Genomic DNA, 19,108 nt, shown 5'->3' with positions numbered 1-19,108 from the left:
GTATTGCTCTAGAAATAGCAATGAGATGATAATTATTAGGGTGAATGATTAAGGAACCCTAAAACTAGAGAAAAGTAGAGTTATTGCCCCATTTCTGTTACCTTACGCAATAATAAGGTTCAAACCAGGAAATGAACGGACTCGACTGAGGTGAATCAGGCACTAACTCTACCACTCCGTCCTTATTAAGAATCCATCGATTAGCTTCAATAATTCTAGACCGACGTGAGTTAACTGCATTGGGCTTAGCAGCATGATCAGGATTTTTCCGGCGGCGAGTTCTGTGGCGAGGTAATGGCCGTAAATCCATCCACAGGGTTTCACCCACAAGAGGTTTAGTGGGGTCTGTGGGTAAGCCACCCCGCCCAAATTGGGTAAATTGATTGCCGAGATCGGTACCGCAACCAGTGGCAACTAGCAGTTTGGGATTAACAAAATTTTCCGGTAGCTGGAATAATGCAGCGCTAGGGTCGGGGTCAGGTGCATTAATTTCCACAGTACCGCTAAAGGAAGCTCCCAGTTGGGAAGAAGCGGTAATATCACTATCTGGGGTTTTTTGTTCTCGAAATTCAGTGCCAAAAATGCCTAAGGCATTAGACATCTCCAAAAATTAACCTCAAACCCTTGCACTGCCTGGGTCAAAACCGAGTTTCTGGAGATGTCTATTGATAATCACTCGTCCGCCAAAGCTATCTTCAGCATTGGCCGTGATATCGCTATTTTCTAGGGCAACTAGCAAGTCAGTATCAATAGTAATATTACCGCCAGTGGCAGCATTTTCGGCATTGGTACTGATATTACTGCGATCGCGCATTAGGATTAGCTGGGAATCCAGGATAATATTGCCCTGCTCCCCAGCACTGACTTCAGCAGAAAGGCTCCCTAATTGATCTAATACAATCGACTCAGCGGTAATGTCGAGATTACCAGCCTTGACCCGAATGGTAATAGTGCCAGCATCCCCAGCTCCACGGGTAGAAGAGGAAAATCTTGCTTGATCACTGACAAGCAAATGCTGAGTTTCAATGGTTAAATTGCCCCCATCCCCGGAGCCCTGTGTAGATGTATAAAAGCCGCTGGCAAATAGAAGACGATCAGGTGAGCTACCAATGGCTTCGACTAAGTTAGCTCTAACTATTACACTGTCCCCATCCCCATTACCCCGATTAATGGAGCGAATTTGAGCGCCATCACGCAACTGCAAAACTGGAGTGTCAACAACCACCCTCCCAAGCTGGCCAGTTGCTTCAAGTGTGGCGTTGCTATCGATGCGCCCACGCTCTTCAACGGTACTTGAAAGCATCATAGATTCGTTTGCAGTCATGGTAATCTGACCAGCATTACCGGAGCTCAAGGTCTCGGTAATTACAATACCGATACTTTTTAGCTACCAGAATCTACCAAAGGCTAATTCTGGCTCACTAATGCAAGCTGTTCACGAAGTGTCGGCTTTGCCGAATCACTCAGCCAGGGGGTATCTCCCAAAGCTCGTAGAAATATTCCACGAGCGCCGTTGATATCTCGTTCGCGAAGCGTGACCAAAGGTCAATCCATTGTTCGACCATCAACTTTTGATTTAATAATTTTGCTTCCGCCTATATTGACCAGTTCTCCTGTCCAGCTGACAGTTTTACTGGTATAAGCTTCACAAACGTCTACGACGATTTTTCCAGTCTCTTGAGCTTTGTGTTTCAGAAACTCTTTGAATCGATAGTGAGCAAAGTTGAGCATGTTCCGGACAGTCTTAGATCTTATTCTCCTATTCCCTTTTTTAGACATTTGAGCTGTTTCAAAAGTGGGCAGTAAAATAACATCAAAGTTGTCAACCATAAATCTAGCCGTCTTATGATGAAGCTCGTTTATTAGATTCTGGATTTTGATTACCATCCGTCGGGCAGCTTTCCTCCTTCGGCGTTTCTGTCCAGCCTTAGATTTACTAATCCTAGACATCAAATTATCTAAGTGCTGACATAATCGCTGAATCCGAGAAAAATCTCCATCTCCAATCTTTCCTACAGATGTTTCACTAAAGAAAGTGATAAAAGTCCTAACTCCAGGGTCTAAAGCAACTACTCTGCCTTGGTTTTCGGTTTTATTTTTAGTTACTTTATAGGGAACAACTAGATAATAGTTCCCATTGTTACTGGTTAGTCGGCAATCGCAAATATCATCAGGAAGACCTTCAGTATAAGTTATCTTTCCCAGTTTTGTGTGATATATTCCCGCCACGGAAACTGCTGATTTTGGGATATAGCAAGACTGAATGGGGTTTTGGCGAGACCTGAACCTTACTCTGTTTATTTGTGAGGTCTTCTTGTATTTCTTTTTGGCCTCCCGAACAGCAGTGCAAGCATCCTTAATCGCTATAGATTTAATTTGATAAGGTACTACTTTACACCACTCAGGTAGGCAGGGTAAGCGCAAGAATCAATCAGGAGGCTGAGGGGGTGACATGATCCCTTAAAAGCTTACTATATAAAGCTTTGAGGCCAATTATCTCAGGAAAGATCAACTCCCAAATTGACCCTACGCATGATTTTCTGAAAGCTCAAACCCTTATAACATAGTCCAAGGTCAGCCCCAAACAGCATGTATCTTTTTATAACTAATGGGCTGAACTTATTACCCAGTAAGGATTTTAGCTTGCATGTCACCCCCCCAGATCAGGAGGTCTTATTCTAAACACTATTGAGATGAACTTTTAATAGTGCTGAGTTATCTTGGCTTAATATCCTGATAATCCTTGCCCGAGCTCACATTTTGGATCAATTTTTATGGTGCTTCCCCTGGCTTATTTACCAAGGATATCTACCCTGTTGCTATGGTAAATTAGTATCAAATAAGATGCACCCACTTCCATTAACCCAAAACGAAATTACTCATAGCAATTGAGAATAGTTTAATTTAAATCTCGGCAAGAGACATAGTGATACCAAGGCTTGGGTGGGCTAGTGGTATCGGTAGGGAAAGAGGTCAGAATAATCGTACCATCGGGACCAGTCATCCAACCTTGAGCTTCCACAATCCGTTTTGGCTTAGAATTCTGTTGAGAATTCTTTTCGGTCGAGGGAGCTAACGTCTGATTGTGATCAATTTCACTAAGGGTTTGATCATCTAGAGTCACCCAATCAGCAATGATGGTTTGACCAATAATCGGGTCGAAGGGACTGGCCGGAATGCCACCTCGTCCAGTAACAATAAATTCACCAAGTTCATCTACTGAGATTTTCCCACTCCTCGGACAGCTAGCAACAATGAGTGATGATGGGTCAGTTAAATTGCTTGGTAGTTGATCTAATCCCCGAGAAGGGTCAAGATTGCCCGTATTTATGGTCACTATTCCTTGTGGACCAGAATCAGAACTGGCATCTATATCATTAGTGCGATTGCCTGGGATTGCTCTGCGCTCCTCAATCAGACGGACATCTTCGGCATCAATGGTGATCTCACCGCCTTGACCCTGTGCAGCTTTGGCAATGATATCGCTACCATTAGGACCAGTTGGGGGAAAGGCAATTAAGACATCGGTATCAATATCAATGTTGCCACCCGTAGCTTTTTCGGAAGCCTCTGCGGAGATTAGGCTTTCGTTGAGCATCACTATTGAGTCTGATACGTTTAGTGTGATATTCGCTCCATCTTCGCCTCCACTCAGTTGAGTTTCAGCTAAAAGTGTGCCGTTGTCAAGCAACAGGGAATTAGCTTTAATGTCCAGATTTCCTGCTATCCCTTTCTCACTTTTGACTGTTATTTCCCCTTCATCCTCAACTTTGAGGGCATCAGTATTGATTGTGATATCGCTGGCTTGACCGATAGCTTTCTCTTTAGCAGCGCTGGAAATGACTCCACCATTAACAGTTAGTGTATTGGTGGTTAAATCTATAGGTCCACCGTTACCATTACTATTGGTGCTAGCATCTAAGGCTCCGCCATCAGTCACAGCAATTGAGTTAGCGTTAATTTTAATCTTACCACCGTTGCCCTGTGTTGACCTAAGATCCACACCAGTCAAGATCTGACTAGGTTGGTCATTAATGCCCACTCCGTCTATTAAAACCTGATCATCAACCGTAATGATCACATTGCCACCATTTCCCTTCTCTTGAGTACCAGATTGTAACCTAGCACCTCCAGTAATCGCCAATGAACCTTCTTTAACTTTGATCTTGATATCGCCACCATTGCCATCGCCATTACTTCTAACATTACTAAATATGCCAGTAGTGATTGACCTGGTTTTGTCCACTCCGTCAAGTAAAACCACTCCGTCAACTAAAACGCGATCGCGAGCTTTGATTTCCACATCACCCCCGTTTCCTTTGCCACGGGTTTCGGAATTTATCACAGCACCGTTGGTAAACGAAACTGACCGACCTTCAATCAATACGTTGCCACCGTCGCCCTCTGCTGTTTGTCTAACTCGAGTGAATATAATACTTGAAAAGCTTGACACCTTATTATTCCTGTTTTTATTTCTGAATATTAAAGCGCCATCAAAGATAACGTCATCCTCAGCAATAATTGATATGTTGCCAGCCTTTCCTTTGTCATATATTTCAGCACTTATTTGACCGCCATTGGTCACAAAAACTGACTTTCCCTTTATGGTGATGTCGCCACCATTACCTATAGCTTGTGGTTTGTTGCGAAACCTTGGGTTTTCTCTATCTCGACCGACCCGAGAGCGCAACCCGCTGGCTAGTGTCAGATCACTGTTTACCCCGTCAATGGTAACTGTATCGCGAGCTGTTATAGTTATATTGCCCGCATCTCCTATTCCCAGGGTGTCAGCTACGAGTCTAGCACCATTGCTGATAGTGACTGATTCGGCATCAATCGATATATCTCCTGCGCTGCCGATTACGGAAAAATCCACTTCGGTCAGAATCGAGTTACTGTTCTGGTCAACGATAACTTGGTCATCAGCAATAATTGTTACATCTCCACCATTTCCCTGTCCTTTGATCCTCGACTGCAAGAAAGCATCATTCATAAACAAAGAGCCTGTGGTCATGGAAATACCACCACTATTACCGATAGCGTCTTGTTCTATGTTGTTGAAAATTCCAGTAGTGTTAGGATTTTCCGGTTTCCCTTCAAAGGTGACTGTATCATCAGCAACAATAGTCACTTTCCCTGCATCAGCTTGACCAAAGGTACTGGTTTCGATCTGAGCACCCCCTGTGGCCAAGAGTGACCCAGTATCGATAGTGATATCCCCACCTTTTTCGGTACCGAAGGTATTGCTAATAATAAAACTTCCGTCAAGGGATAGTTGATCATTTGTAACCACAGTAATATCCCCTGCTTTACCAGAACCGGAAGACGCATCAATGCTTTCGCTTATTTCAATTCCGCCTCGATAATCAATAATCACCTCACCACTATTTCCCACAAACCCGCCGAAATCGTCATCAGTGCGGAGTGTTCCAATCTCCAGCTTGTTACTAGGATTAGCTCCATTCGGTTGATACTGATTGGTTAACAATACCAGTCCATTCGGTGCTTTAATCGAGATGTCACCAATTTTGATATTTGCACTAGTAGCAGCAGTACCAAAGTTAGGCGCAAGGTTTCCAATATCCGTATTTCCTGGCAAACCCCCCAGTAATGTCCAATCTATGCCAGCACGGATATCTAGGGTAGGTTGGCTACTGCCATCAATTACTACAGACGTTCTCGCTTCGTCCGACAAGGTCACATTAGCCAGACTAGCTAAGAAGGGATTGGAGTTATCAGGGCTAATGGCATTATCTGCTGTATCGGTAGAGTTAATTTCGATGTCACCAACGGTAACACTACCTCCTGCCAAAATATGGAGTGATGCTCCGGTATAGTTTCCTAAACTGACATCCCCATTGGCCAGAATTATCGGATCATGGGGACTGACTAAATTTCCCGGTAGCCCATCCAACTGTTCGATGCTGACACTGCCGCCAGCGGAATAGTGAGCATCCCCGGCTACTGGACCCGGCGATCGCAACTGTAAATCAGAACCAGCCCATAAACCACTATCGGTATGGTTATGGGCTGCAATATCAATTGACTGATTACCCTGAATTACTAGCAAGCCACCAGAGTACGCGATAAACGGTTGCGCTACACTATCCCTAATCGTGACTGTATCTTCTGCCAACAGAGTCAAATTTTTACCAGCTTCCAGTTGACCTTGTAAATCCAGATTACCTGCGGCTAGGGTTAAATCTTGTCCTACTGCTAAATTCCCACCATTTGTAATTCTTGTCCTCGGGTCATATTTACCATACTGCAATCCTGGGGTGATATTAATCGTTAACAGTGGCGGGGCTTCTGGTGATGTGGCACTAAACTCTTGCCCATCACCAAATACCAAACTATTGGCAGTAGACGCTACAAAGGAACCAGCTACATCTAATCTTGCCTTGTGTCCAAACACAATACCATTGGGATTGAGCAAAAACAGATTTGCTGATCCATCTACTCCCAAAGTGCCTAGAATATTGGATAGATTACTTCCAGTTACTCGTGTTAAAATCGTCTGGATCCCAGAGGGATTAGCAAAATAAACCCGTTGTAGTTCTCCTACATTAAATTCAGCAAAACTATGGAACAAATTCTCCCCACGAGTTGCTCCCCCTTCAATTAAATCTGCCAGCGCCCCCTTGACCTCTACATTAGGAGTTACCCTTGACGCTTCATTTCCCAAGCTGCCATCGGGAGTAAGTTCAGCTACAACTGGAGCAGAAAACCCCCAAGCCAAACATCCGGTTAGGCAAATTATCCTTAATTCTAAAAATGCACCAACAGCCATAAGCATCCTAACCAATAAAATCGGATTATTGGGAAATTATATAACAGATTTTAAATTAGGATCATCAAAACAATTTGAACTTAACTAATCTTAATTATTAGGTAAATTATTAAGTAAATCATTAGGTAAATCATTAGGTAAATTATTAGGTGGGAATCCAACAGGACTTAAGCCGCCAAACAGTTTTACTAAAGAATAAGATAAGTAAGTACGTAAGCATATGCGCTACAGATGGTGCTACTTGAGGTGCCGTCAGCCGTCAGTGGTCAGTAGTCAGTGGTCAGTGGTCAGCTTATTTTATTCAAAAACACCGATCTAGTAGGATGGCACAGTCTTCGACGCATCGGACCTAAGCCATAAGCACCTCAAGTAGCGTGCGCGTAGCGCTAATCGCTGATAGCACCTCAAGTAGCGTGCGCTAATCGCTGATAGCTGATAGCTGATAGCTTAAGTAAGTACTACCATTAGACAACTAATAGAGCACTAACTATGGGCAATACCTTTGGACATCTGTTTCGGATCACTACATTCGGAGAATCCCACGGGGGTGGGGTTGGGGTAGTCATTGATGGCTGTCCACCGCGACTGGAAATTTCTGCGGCAGAAATTCAGGTAGAACTAGACCGCAGGCGTCCGGGTCAGAGTAAGATTACTACTCCTCGTAAAGAAACCGATACCTGTGAAATTGTTTCGGGAGTATTTCAGGGCAAAACCCTAGGCACACCAATTATGATAATGGTGCGCAATAAAGACACTAGGCCCCAAGACTATAGCGAGATGCAAAAAACGTATCGGCCTTCCCATGCTGATGCTACTTATGATGCTAAGTATGGCATTCGTAACTGGCAGGGGGGAGGACGTTCCTCAGCCCGGGAAACTATCGGACGAGTGGCAGCGGGTGCGATCGCAAAAAAAATTCTCCAGCAAGCTGCTGGTGTAGAAATCATTGGCTACGTCAAGCGTATCAAAACCTTAGAAGCTATCGTAGACTCCAACACCGTCACTCAAGACCAGGTAGAAAGTAATATTGTGCGTTGCCCTGATGGGGAATGTGCTCAACGGATGATTGAACTAATTGAAGAAACTGGACGTAGCGGTGATTCCGTTGGGGGTGTAGTAGAATGTGTGGCTCGCCATATACCCAAAGGCTTGGGAGAGCCAGTCTTTGATAAGCTAGAAGCCGATTTAGCCAAAGGGGTGATGTCCCTACCAGCTAGTAAAGGTTTTGAGATTGGCTCTGGCTTTGGGGGCACTGTACTTACCGGCAGTGAGCATAATGATGAATTTTACACAGACGAAACCGGTGCAGTGCGCACGGTTACCAATCGCTCCGGTGGTGTTCAAGGTGGCATTAGTAACGGCGAGACTATTATTATTAGAGTAGCGTTTAAACCCACTGCTACCATCCGCAAAGAACAACGTACTGTCACCAGTACTGGTGAAGAAACCATTCTAGCTGCTAAAGGACGTCACGACCCTTGTGTCTTACCCAGGGCCGTACCTATGGTAGAATCAATGGTTGCTTTAGTATTGTGCGATCACCTGTTGCGTCATCAGGGTCAGTGCGGTACTTTGAAGCATTAACTTACCAATGAAGACAAGCACTTCCTCCGAGTTTTTGGTTAAATTTTGGGGAGTCCGAGGCAGTATACCTAGCCCTGGACGGGACACAATTCAATATGGCGGCAATACGTCTTGTGTAGAGATGCAAGTTGCTGGGTTACGCCTGATTTTTGATGGCGGTACTGGCTTGCGGTTGTTGGGAAAAAGCCTTAAGCAGCAGTTACCCATTGAAGCTTATTGGTTTTTTACTCACTACCACTGGGATCATATTCAAGGCGTGCCATTTTTCATTCCAGCCTTTGTGGAAGGGAACATTTTACATATTTATGGCGCAGCTCCCCCCGGGGAGTGCATGGAGCAACACTTCAAGGAGCGGGTGTTACACTTGAATGCTCCAGTTCCTACTAACAAAGTAAAGGCAGATTTGAAGTACTATGACTTAGAACCAGGTCACAACACTGTCACCATAAAAGATATTACCATAGAAACTGCTCCTTTAAATCATCCTAATGGTGCTATAGGCTACCGCGTAACCTGGCAAGGGCATTCCGTGTGCTACTGCACCGATACAGAACATTTTCCTGACCGCCTTGATCAACATGTGGTGTATCTAGCCCGTGATGCTGATCTATTAATATACGATGCTATGTATACCGATGAAGAATACCACAACCCCAAATCTCCTAAGGTAGGTTGGGGTCATTCTACCTGGCAGGAAGGCGTCAAACTGGCAAAAGCTGCTGGTGTTAAGAAACTGGCTATCTTCCACCACGAACCCAATCACTGTGATGATTTTCTCGACAACCTAGCCGTGGAAGTCAAAGAAGTGTTTGATGGCGCGTTTATAGTCAAAGAAGGGATGATTGTTACGGTCAACTAATGCTGAAGGTTTGAGGTTGAAAGTTTAAAGTTAAAGGTTGAAAGTTTAAGTGTTGAAGGTTTAAGGTTTAAGGTTTAAGGTTTAAGGTTTAAGGTTTAAGGTTTAAGGTTTAAGGTTGAAGTGTTGAAGGGTTAAGGTTTAACGTTGTTGATCATTATTTGTCTACCGGAAAAGCATAGATGCCCAGATGGTTAGCAATTGCCCGTTGGCGCGTAGGAATACGAGTCTGAATCGGTGAATTTAACACCCGTAGCTTATTGTTATTTGCTACTACCAGAGTGGTGGAACCACCCCCATCCAAATTGAGGGCGCTATCCGCTCCTAATTCTTGAATAATAGTAGTCAATTCAGCCAAAGTAACCCCTTCGCTGTAAAAGCGCTGGCGACCATCAATAATAATTAACCATAAGGTTTTGCCTGATTTATCAATAGCCACAGCAGTGCGGGGATACAATAGTTTTTCATCTGTATTATCTCCCAATACTGCTGGCTTCCCTTCTTTTAGTAAAATTTCTCTACCGGCTATTCCCTCAGATGTCCCTAGAGGACAACGGTTTTGATAGATTTGAGCCTGGAGAAGCTTTGAAATACAAAGCACTGAATAATTTTTTGATTTTGGTGGAGCATAGGATTTACCCTCAGAGATAACTTGCCCTTCTACTTTGACCGGATCACCACGTTTAGGATAGGAGTCCGGTGGATACTCTCGAAAAGGATAAAAGAAACTACCGTTGATAGCTAATTGTAAGTTAAACTCTCGCACAAATTCCGAGGTAGTCCGGGCAGCAAATTCGTTTTTATTGATAGTATTTCCTGGTGTTACTAATAGTTTAATTCCTGGTGCGGTTAGGTCTATGGTAACAGTATGTACCATCAGGGGACGGGGATATTTTCGAGCATCTCTTTGATACACAATGCCTGGGAAAAGTTGTTGCTGCTTGTCAGTGGGAAGCGGACGCTTGAGCAGCAATCCGCCATAGATCAAAACTGGCACGGTCACAATGCTCACAATACTGATGCTGGTGGTAAGCAGAATTCGCTTAACTCTAGTTATATTTAATTTTTTCATGCTCTAAGCTGTTGTGCATTTAAACTGGATATTCATGGGTTTTATTACTACTATATTTTGGTCTATAATAGCTAGAGCAATCCTCAATTAATGGTGATATTTTTTTCCCGACTCCCGACTCCCTACTCCCGACTCCCGACTCCCGACTCCCGACTCCCGACTCCCGACTCCCGACTCCCTACTCCCTACTCCCGACTCCCTGTTCTCTACCGGTAAAGCATAGATGCCCAGATGGTTGGCAACTGGACGTTGGCGCGTAGGAATACGGGTCTGAATCGGTGAATTTAATACCCGTAGCTTATTCTTATTTGCTACTACCAGAGTAGTTGAACCACCCCCATCCAAATTTAGGGCGCTATCGGCTCCTAATTCTTGAATAATCTTAGTCAATTCAGCCAAGGTAACCCCTTCGCTGTAAAATTTCTGGCGACCATCAACAATAATTAACCACAAGGTTTTGCCTGATTTATCAATAGCTACAGCAGTGCGGGGAGAGAATAGGTTCTCACCGCCACGACCTCCCAAGACTGCTGGCTTTCCTTCTTTTAGTAAAATTTCTCTACCGGCTAGTCCCTGAGATGTACCTAGAGGACAACGTTTTTGATAAATTTGAGCGCGGAGAAACTTTGAAATACAAAGCACTGAGGAAGTTGCTTTTGGAGGAGCATAGGATTTGCCCTCAGAGATAACTTGGCCTTGTACTATGACCGGATCACCACTTTTAGGATAGGAATTCGGTGGATACTGCCGAAAAGGATAAAAGAAACTACCATTGATAGCTAATTGTAACTTAAACTCCCGCACAAATTTCGAGGTAGTCCGGGCAGTAAATTCATTTTTATCGACTTTATTTCCTGGTGTTACTAACAGTTTAATTCCTGGTGCGGTTAGGTCTATGGTAACAGTATGTACCATCAGCGGACGGGGTGAGTTGCGAGCATCTCTTTGATACACAATGCCTTGGAACAGTTGTTCCTGCTTGTCGCTGCGAAACGGACGCTTGACCAGCAATCCCCCATAGATCAAGACTGGCACGCTCACAATACTGATGCTAGTGGTAAGCAGAATTCCCTTCAGTCTAGTTATAATTATTTTTTTCATGGTACAATAATAAGTTTATGGATAAAATATTTAAGATTAATCCACCAACTTAACCTACTCGCCTGTCAATGGCAAATTGTCGTGACATTGGTTTAATTGCTGACTTACCGTGGTCGTGTAGGTATCTACCAGATCAGAAATCGACTATGACTGAATCAATTCGCTTCCTCATGTGTCCCCCTGACCACTACGATGTGGATTATGTGATTAATCCCTGGATGGAGGGAAATATTCACAAGTCATCGAGGGATCGCGCTGTAGAACAGTGGCAAAAACTTCACTATGTCATCAAAGAGCATGCCCTAGTCGATTTAGTTTCTCCTCAATCCGGTTGGCCAGATATGGTATTTACAGCCAATGCGGGATTAGTCTTGGGCAAGAATGTGGTGCTTAGCCGCTTCCTCCACAAAGAGCGCCAGGGGGAAGAACCTTATTTCAAGCAATGGTTTGATGACAATGGCTACACTGTCTATGAACTTCCTCAAGACTTACCGTTTGAAGGAGCTGGGGATGCTCTGCTAGACCGGGAAGGGCGTTGGCTGTGGGCTGGCTATGGCTTCCGCTCAGAACTTGATTCCCATCCATACCTTGCTAAATGGTTAGATATTGAAGTTGTGTCCCTGCGGCTAATGGATCAACGCTTCTATCACTTGGACACTTGCTTCTGTCCCCTGAGTGGTGGCTATTTACTCTACTATCCCCCAGCATTTGATGCCTATTCCAACCGCTTAATCGAAATGCGGGTACCACCGGAAAAACGAATTGCAATCACAGAAGCTGATGCAGTGAACTTTGCTTGCAATGCGGTCAATATTGATCAACTTGTAGTGATGAACAAAGCCAGCGATCGCCTTAAAGATCGGCTCAGTCAAGCTGGGTTTGAGGTGATTGAAACCCCCTTGACGGAATTTATGAAAGCTGGTGGTGCTGCTAAGTGCCTAACCTTACGGGTAACTGAACCAGTCCGCAGTGAAATCCATGGCAATCAACCGGTTGAAAGTCGCATTATTCGTTTGGAAGGTCATTTGCTTGATTCTGGTATCATCAGCCGTGCCTTGGATTTAATTGTTGGAGGTGGGGGTAGCTTCCAGGTACTTAACTTCGACCTAGGAACACAGCGGCAAAGCACCTCTAATGCTGAACTGAAAGTCTCCGCACCAGATCATGAGGTGATGGCAGAGATTATGACTAAGCTGATTGATCTAGGAGCTGTCACTCCTGCCCAAGAGGTGTGTGATGCTAACTTGGAACCTGTTACTCAAGCAGGGGTTGCTCCCGATGACTTTTATGTTACTACGATTTATCCTACAGAAGTACGGGTTAATTGTGAGTGGGTTAAGGTACAAAATCAACGCATGGATGGTGCGATCGCAGTAACTGAAACCCCAGACGGTGTCATCGCTCGTTGTAAACTGGTGCGGGATTTGGAAGTTGGAGAACAGGTGATCTTGGGAGTAGAAGGAATCCGGACGGTGCGCAAAACTCAATCCCGTGAACAACGCAATCAGCAAGAATTTAGTTTTATGGCATCTGGGGTCTCTAGTGAGCGCCGGGTAGAATTAGTAGTGGAACAAATTGCCTGGGAGCTGCGCCAAATCCGAGACCAAGGGGGTAGAGTTGTAGTGACAGCAGGACCTGTGGTGATTCACACTGGCGGTAGTGAACATTTATCCCGTTTGATTCGACAAGGGTATGTTCAGGCGCTTTTAGGGGGAAATGCGATCGCAGTTCACGACATCGAGCAATCCCTGATGGGAACCTCCTTGGGTGTGGATATGAAACGAGGAGTAGTTGTCCATGGTGGACACCGACACCACCTCAAAGTAATCAATGCTATCCGTCGTTGCGGTAGCATTGCCCAAGCTGTAGAACAGGGTGTATTAACTAAAGGGGTGATGTATGAGTGCGTCCGCAATCACGTACCATTTGTCCTAGCCGGTTCCATCCGAGATGATGGTCCTCTGCCAGATACCCAGATGGATTTGATTAAAGCACAGCAAGAGTATGCCAAGTTATTGGAAGGGACAGATATGATCTTGATGCTGTCTACTATGCTCCATTCTATTGGCGTCGGCAATATGACTCCAGCCGGAGTGAAGATGGTCTGTGTGGATATTAACCCCGCCGTAGTGACAAAATTAAGCGATCGCGGTTCAGTAGAATCTGTTGGTGTTGTCACTGATGTCGGTTTATTCCTTAGCCTTTTAGTGCAACAGTTAGATAAGTTAACCAGTCCTTATCTAGCCAAGTAATTAGTTTAACTGTTGAAGAATTAAGAATTAAGAATTAAGAATTAAGAATTCTACATTCTACATTCTACATTCTACATTCTTAATTCTTCATTTATTATTAAATTATTAACTTGCTTTATAATCCATAGTTTCATTGTCACTAGGAACCAAAACCCAGTCTGAGAGTCTTAGTTTCTGATAGGTTGCCCAGCCTTTAGAACCGCCAGGTACTGGGTAATCTGGGACAGCATATTCGCGAAAAGCTGTGTAAGGACGCCAAGCCTCATAAGGGGAAGTCCGCAAGTGCAACATTTTATGTTCATTACTACCAAAGCTCGATAACCAGCACATTTGTTTTACCATGGGATACTCCTTGATTGTGAATTAAAGCTAGAGAGCCTTGGTTAACTGACCATTTGAACAGTAAGTAGGTGAGAAATTCCTCTGAATTCCTGAGTTGCTGAATTCATCGATAATTTAGCAATTCAGTCATGTTAAATGTATTTATAGCTACCTACGTGATGCACTTAATAATGTTATTATGTCTCAGTCGCCTTGACTCTAACTGCTGTGTTTATTGTTTCTTCAGTAATTTAGCTGTGGATTCCGGATAATTGGGTTAAGCTAATCAGAATTTAATTTGCAAATTTCCCGTATTAGACAAAAGTAAGCGGTCAGCGGTCAGCGGTCAGCTATCATGCTTAAAATAAACCTCGTTCGGGTAGCGTGCGCCTATGGGCAATAAATTAAACGAATGCTTACCTATAGAAGCTGATAGCTGATACGCGACACGCTGATAGCTGATAGCTTACTTCCATCCCTTGCCCCCTGAGCTTACTCACTCCAAGGTGGAGGATCTCCGATTAAACTGTGCTTAACGAAATTCCTGAAATGAATTTCACGAATTGACATCTGTCTATAGAGCTCGCACAGAAGATTCTTTGCTTGTTCAAGGTCAAGATTTTGAATTTGCGTCTCAAACACCTTAAGATTGAACTCCTGTTCTAGGGAAAATTCTATTGGTTGATGTTTTTCCATGATGATCTGACTCCTATAAATTTCCAGAAATTAGGGATTGGTTAGACCCCATTACCCACGTTAATTACGAGTGGGTAACTTGAATCATTAATTACTTATCACCTTGAGTTGGGATTTTTATGCAAGGATTAGTGTAAATAGGCTTTCTACTAGTTATGATGGCAAATTTTACGAGACTTTACAGTACCCTTGCGGGTACTTTGTATCCTACCCAAACCTATCCTTAACTATCACATCGGTAAAGCAACCAGAAAATGCGATGTTCCGTTCGCGCAGCGTCTGGCACTGCCAGTAAGGAACCGCTTCGCGATCGCGCTTCAGGGGATATCGAGAGAAGCCGAAGCCCTAAACCTTTAGGTGCGCTTGACCCATTAAGAATTAAATTCGCGCTTTGGTGCGCGCCTCCTAGGCCGGGGAACCCGGCCTTGGGTCGCACCTTCGGGTCGCACCTCAAGTAAGGTAAGTAAAAATACTTAAAGGTATCTGAGTTCTGATTGCTATATCGATAGTTTCAGCATAATTGGCAGACAAGAGTAGAATGACTCAGTATTGATCTCAGTTTTTTGTATCAGTTGTTTCAGTTATCAGATAGGGGAGTTTGTTCGCGTAGCGTGGCCTACGGCCAGGGGAAAGAATACCCCATCCCTGCAACGGGTGGGGATGAATTTCCCTTCAAATACTCAAGGTAGCAAGCCAGTCTTCCCTAAAGCTTCCAGGTAACCATTCAGCAGTCAGCGGTCAGCCGTGAGCCAAGGCCATTCGCTGATAGCAGCTGAATGATTACTGAGAGTTAGCTTTTGTTAAAAAAACTATCAGTAAACTGTCGCAACCCGAAATACCATTTAACGACCGGGTCCTTTAAGTAAGGCTGTAAAAGTCTCATCTTCGTAGATTCTTCGTAGTATGCGGTCGATGCAGCAGATTCAGAGGCAAGCAAACGCTCAATTACTTCTAGTATTTCTGGGGCTTGAGAATGCTCTGCCTGGAGATAATCGATAATATTGTAACGATACCAAGGAGCGACATTAGGTATGTATCGAAGTTTCTCGCGAATACGATCCGCGACGACAAAATTATGCTTAGTGAATAAACGGTGCCAGTAATCCCTGGAATGAAGATTGATATGTCCATGGCCGCTCTGACTAGGAACTGCTGCTGAAAATACCACGATTGGGGCAACACTAGTCATCCAGCTGATTAGTATTGGAGATATTTCAGGTTCTAGGTGTTCAGCAACTTCCAGAGAAATAGCAAGATCGAAATGCTGGTTGGAGAAACGATTAGCAATGGCTACTTCGTCATTTAGATCAAGTTTGTGAAATTCAATAGATGATTCTGAGAAATCAGGTTCGGAATAACCATCTACAGCTGTTACCTCTACACCCAATCTGGCCAGCTCTCTAGTAAGATGCCCAGGACCACATCCAAATTCTGCTACACGTTTTGGTTGATAAGTTTTAAGGATTGTTGACGCTATAGCTTGATAATTGGTATCGAATATTTCACTAGTAAAATATTCTGAATTGTAATCAAATGCAGCCTGAGTCATAGAATTTACTTCAAATTTATACGTGAGCTGAAACCGAGACAGATCTTACATCAAACAAGTGATGCTAGACAGCTCTGAAAATGGTGTTGAATTTACAGGCACTCAGTTGAGGAATTGAACAAGTTAGGGTAGCCCATATATAGCGCTAAGCGCAAGTCAGAAGTTAGAAGTCAGAATTAAGCTTAGACTTACGTTTCGGAGTTTAGGAATGTCAAACATCTGAATGCGTAGTGCTATATCTATCAAGCAAATTGGCAAGATATATTATACCATCAAAGCCAGAAGTGTTGAATCCAGTAATAAAAGTTTACATTTTCCAGCTATTGTTGTTGTCAACGGATGCAGTCGGCCAAAGGAGGTTTCCCTGATGAGCGACTACCAGTGCGGTCTTGGGAGTTTCCACGCCAGTCGCTCATCTGACTCCCCATCTCCCCATCTGCCCATCTCCCCATCTGCCCATCTCCCCACACTCCCCTCTGTTTCCCTATTCCCTGTTCCCTATTCCACAAAGCGTGGATTAGTCCACAGTAGCCAACCATTCAGTAATCCCATCTGCGATCGCATTAGCCAATCGTCTCTGTTCTCGGGAATTGCTAATCCATTCAAATTCCACTGGATGAATCATAAATCCCAATTCCAACAGCACCGAAGGAGCTTTGTGAGGACGGGTTAGGGCGAGATTATTCCAAAATACTCCGTAGGATGGACGCCGGAGCTTTTGGACTAAATAATTATGCAAAAACACTGATAAATCGTGGGCTTGGGCATGATACCAAAACATTCCGATCCCAGCAGTATTAATGGCATCACCATCATCTGGTAACGCATTATAATGGATAGAAAGGGCAATAGTTGGTTCTAGTTCGTGAATCATATCCATCCGGTCTCGTAATGACACATCCTTGTCAGTTTCCCGTGTCATATATACCGTTGCTCCCCGTTGTACCAATTCCTTTTGCAACAATTTCGAGACTACTAAATTAACATCCTTTTCTGGATACCCATTCGGTCCCCTAGCTCCTTTTTCTGCTCCCCCATGTCCGGGATCAAGCAGTATCTTAATTCCTGCTAACCGTTGAGTGGATAGACCCAGTATTCCTCTACTGCTCAAGTTTGGTGGATGTCTCAGAGACAGAATGAGAGTAGTGCCTTCATACCTCAAGTCATACCCCCACTGCTGCTCAGATTTGAGTCTAAAATTATACTGCACCCGGTCTGGAGTCACTTGGTACCAGTCTAGGCGCTTAATCACTGGGTCATCATTTAGGAAAATCGTATCCGTTTGAGCGGTTAGATTATGTAGCGTTAGGGTAAAGGTTTTATCGGACTGCTGCACACTCACTGGTACTGGTATCTCTAGGGGAAAGAGAATTTCTGTTGCTCCAGGTACCTGTCGGGAAGTAATACTGCGAATAATCGACTTCGGGGGAGTTGCACCAGCAATCACCTTGGTTTCCTTCTGGCGAATCCAAGCACCATAATCAAGACGTAACCAGTCTCCTTGTTTACCAGTAACTGCTGCTCTAGTTCCCTTTGGTAGAGGAGTTAAGCGAGAATAGCTAGTACTCGGTCCAGTGCGGGCAACCCCAGCCTCCTCTATTACCTCTATCACCTCTAAGCGGTTAGGAGATAGAATTTCCACTGTACCTGTACCCCGCTGACTGACTCTCTCGCCATTGAAATTTAGTTGAAACACAGGGTTGCCAAAATTTCCAACCTGTGATACCAAAGCGCATCCCTCGTAGTTATTAATGACTGCACGAGGTGTAGGTTGGTTTTGACCAGTCAATACAGCAAAATTGGAGGGAAGTTGGGCATCTTGGGATTGAGGGAGTAAGGAAATCTGTTGATTGCCCAGGGTGACGGAAACCCTAGCACGAGGGGATGCGATCGCACCAAAACAAATCTGTTCTCCAGGTAATCTAGCAATATCTGCTGCTGGGGTCAGGGAATCTTTCGCAAATCCCAAACCTGCTGGTAACTCTGGTTCAGTAGACAGTCGAGTTACCGTAACTTGAATTTCCTGGTTTAGATAGCGCAAGGTAAACCGATTTTCTCCCAGCTGCAAAGGGAAACTAGGAGCAAAATTCCCACTTTGGCTACGGGGGATAGGTTTACCATTGACCAGCACCTGTGAAGTAGGGGCTGCAGTACCAATCAAGAAAATTTGCTCTGCAGTAGTTTTATGCTCACGGGGGGGATAGGCCAGGAAAAGGGGTTGCTCAGCCGAAACAGGTAAAACAAGTAATGTAATCACAGAAGCTAGTATTGCCCAACTCAGGATTTTTTGCATGCTTTCTCGTCAACAGCAGGATAGGTTACCATTGACACTCCCCGGCCTTGTATAAGCGGGGATTCCTAGATCAACGAGCCGCCTTAAACCGCCGTATTCCTATTTTTGACGCCGCCAAAAACAGGACAGTACTTAAACCAAAAACCCGTATTGACCAAGTTCTTAGTCAACTTACGACAGACCCAGAGGGCGATTCTCCCTAGGCGTTTAGTTACTTAATAGGAAGTGCATGTGCATAGTCCGTTTCCCTTCCTTTTCACTCGGTTCCGGTGTGCCCCACCGTACCGTTTTTTTTTCTCAAAGCGTGATTTTTCTGGGTTCACACACCAATTGGTAGTTGATGATTGGGTTTTTAAGGAGGATTTTCCCTACCCTCCGGGCATTACTACTTTAAGGTCAATAAGTTACGGGTCTCTCTCCCGGCTCACCCTCGGTTTTTCAGCCTTTACCCTATATTCTCAGTATACTCTGGCGCTATATAAGTGTCAACCTTTTACTGAAAGATTTTTTAGGCGACTTTAGTCGCGCTTGTTTCTTCATCCCCGGTTTAAAAACACGGGGATGAAGACTTGTACGGATCCTAGTAATTAGCCC

At 44.3% G+C, this 19,108-nt stretch carries 14 protein-coding genes; 3 read left to right on the top strand and 11 right to left on the bottom strand.

Features of this window, described 5'->3' with window-relative positions; all coding sequences use genetic code 11:
- Positions 1–97 precede the first annotated feature (97 nt).
- From F6K63_RS16675 to F6K63_RS16660, 4 genes are all read right to left on the bottom strand, one after another.
- The gene (locus F6K63_RS16675; RefSeq protein WP_008186961.1) at positions 98–601 is read right to left on the bottom strand and encodes an S-layer family protein; all 504 of its coding nucleotides are present in this window, start codon (positions 599–601) and stop codon (positions 98–100) included.
- A 15-nt stretch (positions 602–616) separates the two neighbouring features.
- The gene (locus F6K63_RS16670) at positions 617–1,324 is read right to left on the bottom strand and encodes a hypothetical protein (protein WP_287296330.1); all 708 of its coding nucleotides are present in this window, start codon (positions 1,322–1,324) and stop codon (positions 617–619) included.
- 221 nt (positions 1,325–1,545) lie between these two features.
- Positions 1,546–2,424 carry an RNA-guided endonuclease TnpB family protein gene (locus F6K63_RS16665; protein ID WP_353813038.1) on the bottom strand — a complete coding sequence of 293 codons (879 nt, stop codon included), beginning with the start codon at positions 2,422–2,424 and terminating at the stop codon, positions 1,546–1,548.
- Positions 2,425–2,899: 475 nt separating this feature from the next.
- A complete protein-coding gene (locus F6K63_RS16660) occupies positions 2,900–6,790 on the bottom strand; it encodes a two-partner secretion domain-containing protein (RefSeq protein ID WP_287312726.1) in 3,891 nt (1,296 codons plus the stop codon).
- A 489-nt stretch (positions 6,791–7,279) separates the two neighbouring features.
- Here F6K63_RS16660 and aroC point away from each other — a divergent pair, with 489 nt between their 5' ends.
- Positions 7,280–8,374: a chorismate synthase gene (gene aroC / locus F6K63_RS16655; RefSeq protein WP_287312725.1), complete on the top strand. Its 1,095-nt coding sequence runs from the start codon at positions 7,280–7,282 to the stop codon at positions 8,372–8,374.
- Positions 8,375–8,381: 7 nt separating this feature from the next.
- Positions 8,382–9,233, top strand: a complete 852-nt coding sequence (locus tag F6K63_RS16650; protein WP_071107053.1) for an MBL fold metallo-hydrolase — start codon at positions 8,382–8,384, stop codon at positions 9,231–9,233.
- Between the two features lie 154 nt (positions 9,234–9,387).
- Here the strand turns inward: F6K63_RS16650 and F6K63_RS16645 are convergent, their stop codons facing one another.
- Together F6K63_RS16645 and F6K63_RS16640 are read right to left on the bottom strand one after the other, a co-directional pair.
- Positions 9,388–10,302, bottom strand: a complete 915-nt coding sequence (locus F6K63_RS16645) for a phosphodiester glycosidase family protein (protein ID WP_071107052.1) — start codon at positions 10,300–10,302, stop codon at positions 9,388–9,390.
- Between the two features lie 87 nt (positions 10,303–10,389).
- Positions 10,390–11,403 (bottom strand): phosphodiester glycosidase family protein, encoded by a 1,014-nt coding sequence (locus tag F6K63_RS16640; protein ID WP_271969406.1) that lies wholly within the window; start codon positions 11,401–11,403, stop codon positions 10,390–10,392.
- A gap of 146 nt (positions 11,404–11,549) precedes the next feature.
- Between F6K63_RS16640 and argZ the strand changes: the two genes are divergently transcribed.
- Positions 11,550–13,655, top strand: coding sequence for a bifunctional arginine dihydrolase/ornithine cyclodeaminase (gene argZ / locus F6K63_RS16635; protein WP_071107051.1), 2,106 nt, complete (start codon positions 11,550–11,552; stop codon positions 13,653–13,655).
- A gap of 105 nt (positions 13,656–13,760) precedes the next feature.
- Here the strand turns inward: argZ and F6K63_RS16630 are convergent, their stop codons facing one another.
- From F6K63_RS16630 to F6K63_RS16610, 5 genes are all read right to left on the bottom strand, one after another.
- Entirely contained in the window at positions 13,761–13,997 is a 237-nt protein-coding gene (locus F6K63_RS16630) for a hypothetical protein (protein WP_071107050.1), read from the bottom strand.
- A gap of 471 nt (positions 13,998–14,468) precedes the next feature.
- Positions 14,469–14,672 (bottom strand): NblA/ycf18 family protein, encoded by a 204-nt coding sequence (locus F6K63_RS16625; RefSeq protein ID WP_071107049.1) that lies wholly within the window; start codon positions 14,670–14,672, stop codon positions 14,469–14,471.
- A gap of 790 nt (positions 14,673–15,462) precedes the next feature.
- Positions 15,463–16,221, bottom strand: a complete 759-nt coding sequence (locus tag F6K63_RS16620; RefSeq protein WP_071107048.1) for a class I SAM-dependent DNA methyltransferase — start codon at positions 16,219–16,221, stop codon at positions 15,463–15,465.
- A gap of 332 nt (positions 16,222–16,553) precedes the next feature.
- On the bottom strand, positions 16,554–16,760 hold the full coding sequence (locus F6K63_RS16615) for a hypothetical protein (protein WP_071107047.1): 207 nt from the start codon (positions 16,758–16,760) through the stop codon (positions 16,554–16,556).
- Positions 16,739–18,514 carry an N-acetylmuramoyl-L-alanine amidase gene (locus F6K63_RS16610; RefSeq protein WP_287312724.1) on the bottom strand — a complete coding sequence of 592 codons (1,776 nt, stop codon included), beginning with the start codon at positions 18,512–18,514 and terminating at the stop codon, positions 16,739–16,741. Before F6K63_RS16610 ends, F6K63_RS16615 begins: the two co-directional genes overlap by 22 nt.
- Between the last annotated feature and the right edge of the window lie 594 nt (positions 18,515–19,108).

It is taken from the genome of Moorena sp. SIO1G6, assembly GCF_010672795.1.
GTDB lineage: Bacteria > Cyanobacteriota > Cyanobacteriia > Cyanobacteriales > Coleofasciculaceae > Moorena > Moorena producens.
The sequence above is the reverse complement of the archived record's forward strand: the minus strand, read 5'-3'. Positions and strand labels throughout refer to the sequence as shown.

Coding starts and splice junctions, on each gene's coding strand:
- aroC (WP_287312725.1), top strand. CDS start 7,280: ATGGGCAATACCTTTGGACATCTGTTTCGGATCACTACATTCGGAGAA.
- argZ (WP_071107051.1), top strand. CDS start 11,550: ATGACTGAATCAATTCGCTTCCTCATGTGTCCCCCTGACCACTACGAT.
- F6K63_RS16650 (WP_071107053.1), top strand. CDS start 8,382: ATGAAGACAAGCACTTCCTCCGAGTTTTTGGTTAAATTTTGGGGAGTC.
- F6K63_RS16670 (WP_287296330.1), bottom strand. CDS start 1,324: ATGACTGCAAACGAATCTATGATGCTTTCAAGTACCGTTGAAGAGCGT.
- F6K63_RS16640 (WP_271969406.1), bottom strand. CDS start 11,403: ATGAAAAAAATAATTATAACTAGACTGAAGGGAATTCTGCTTACCACT.
- F6K63_RS16610 (WP_287312724.1), bottom strand. CDS start 18,514: ATGCAAAAAATCCTGAGTTGGGCAATACTAGCTTCTGTGATTACATTA.
- F6K63_RS16615 (WP_071107047.1), bottom strand. CDS start 16,760: ATGGTTGGCTACTGTGGACTAATCCACGCTTTGTGGAATAGGGAACAG.
- F6K63_RS16645 (WP_071107052.1), bottom strand. CDS start 10,302: ATGAAAAAATTAAATATAACTAGAGTTAAGCGAATTCTGCTTACCACC.
- F6K63_RS16630 (WP_071107050.1), bottom strand. CDS start 13,997: ATGGTAAAACAAATGTGCTGGTTATCGAGCTTTGGTAGTAATGAACAT.
- F6K63_RS16625 (WP_071107049.1), bottom strand. CDS start 14,672: ATGGAAAAACATCAACCAATAGAATTTTCCCTAGAACAGGAGTTCAAT.
- F6K63_RS16620 (WP_071107048.1), bottom strand. CDS start 16,221: ATGACTCAGGCTGCATTTGATTACAATTCAGAATATTTTACTAGTGAA.
- F6K63_RS16660 (WP_287312726.1), bottom strand. CDS start 6,790: ATGGCTGTTGGTGCATTTTTAGAATTAAGGATAATTTGCCTAACCGGA.
- F6K63_RS16675 (WP_008186961.1), bottom strand. CDS start 601: ATGTCTAATGCCTTAGGCATTTTTGGCACTGAATTTCGAGAACAAAAA.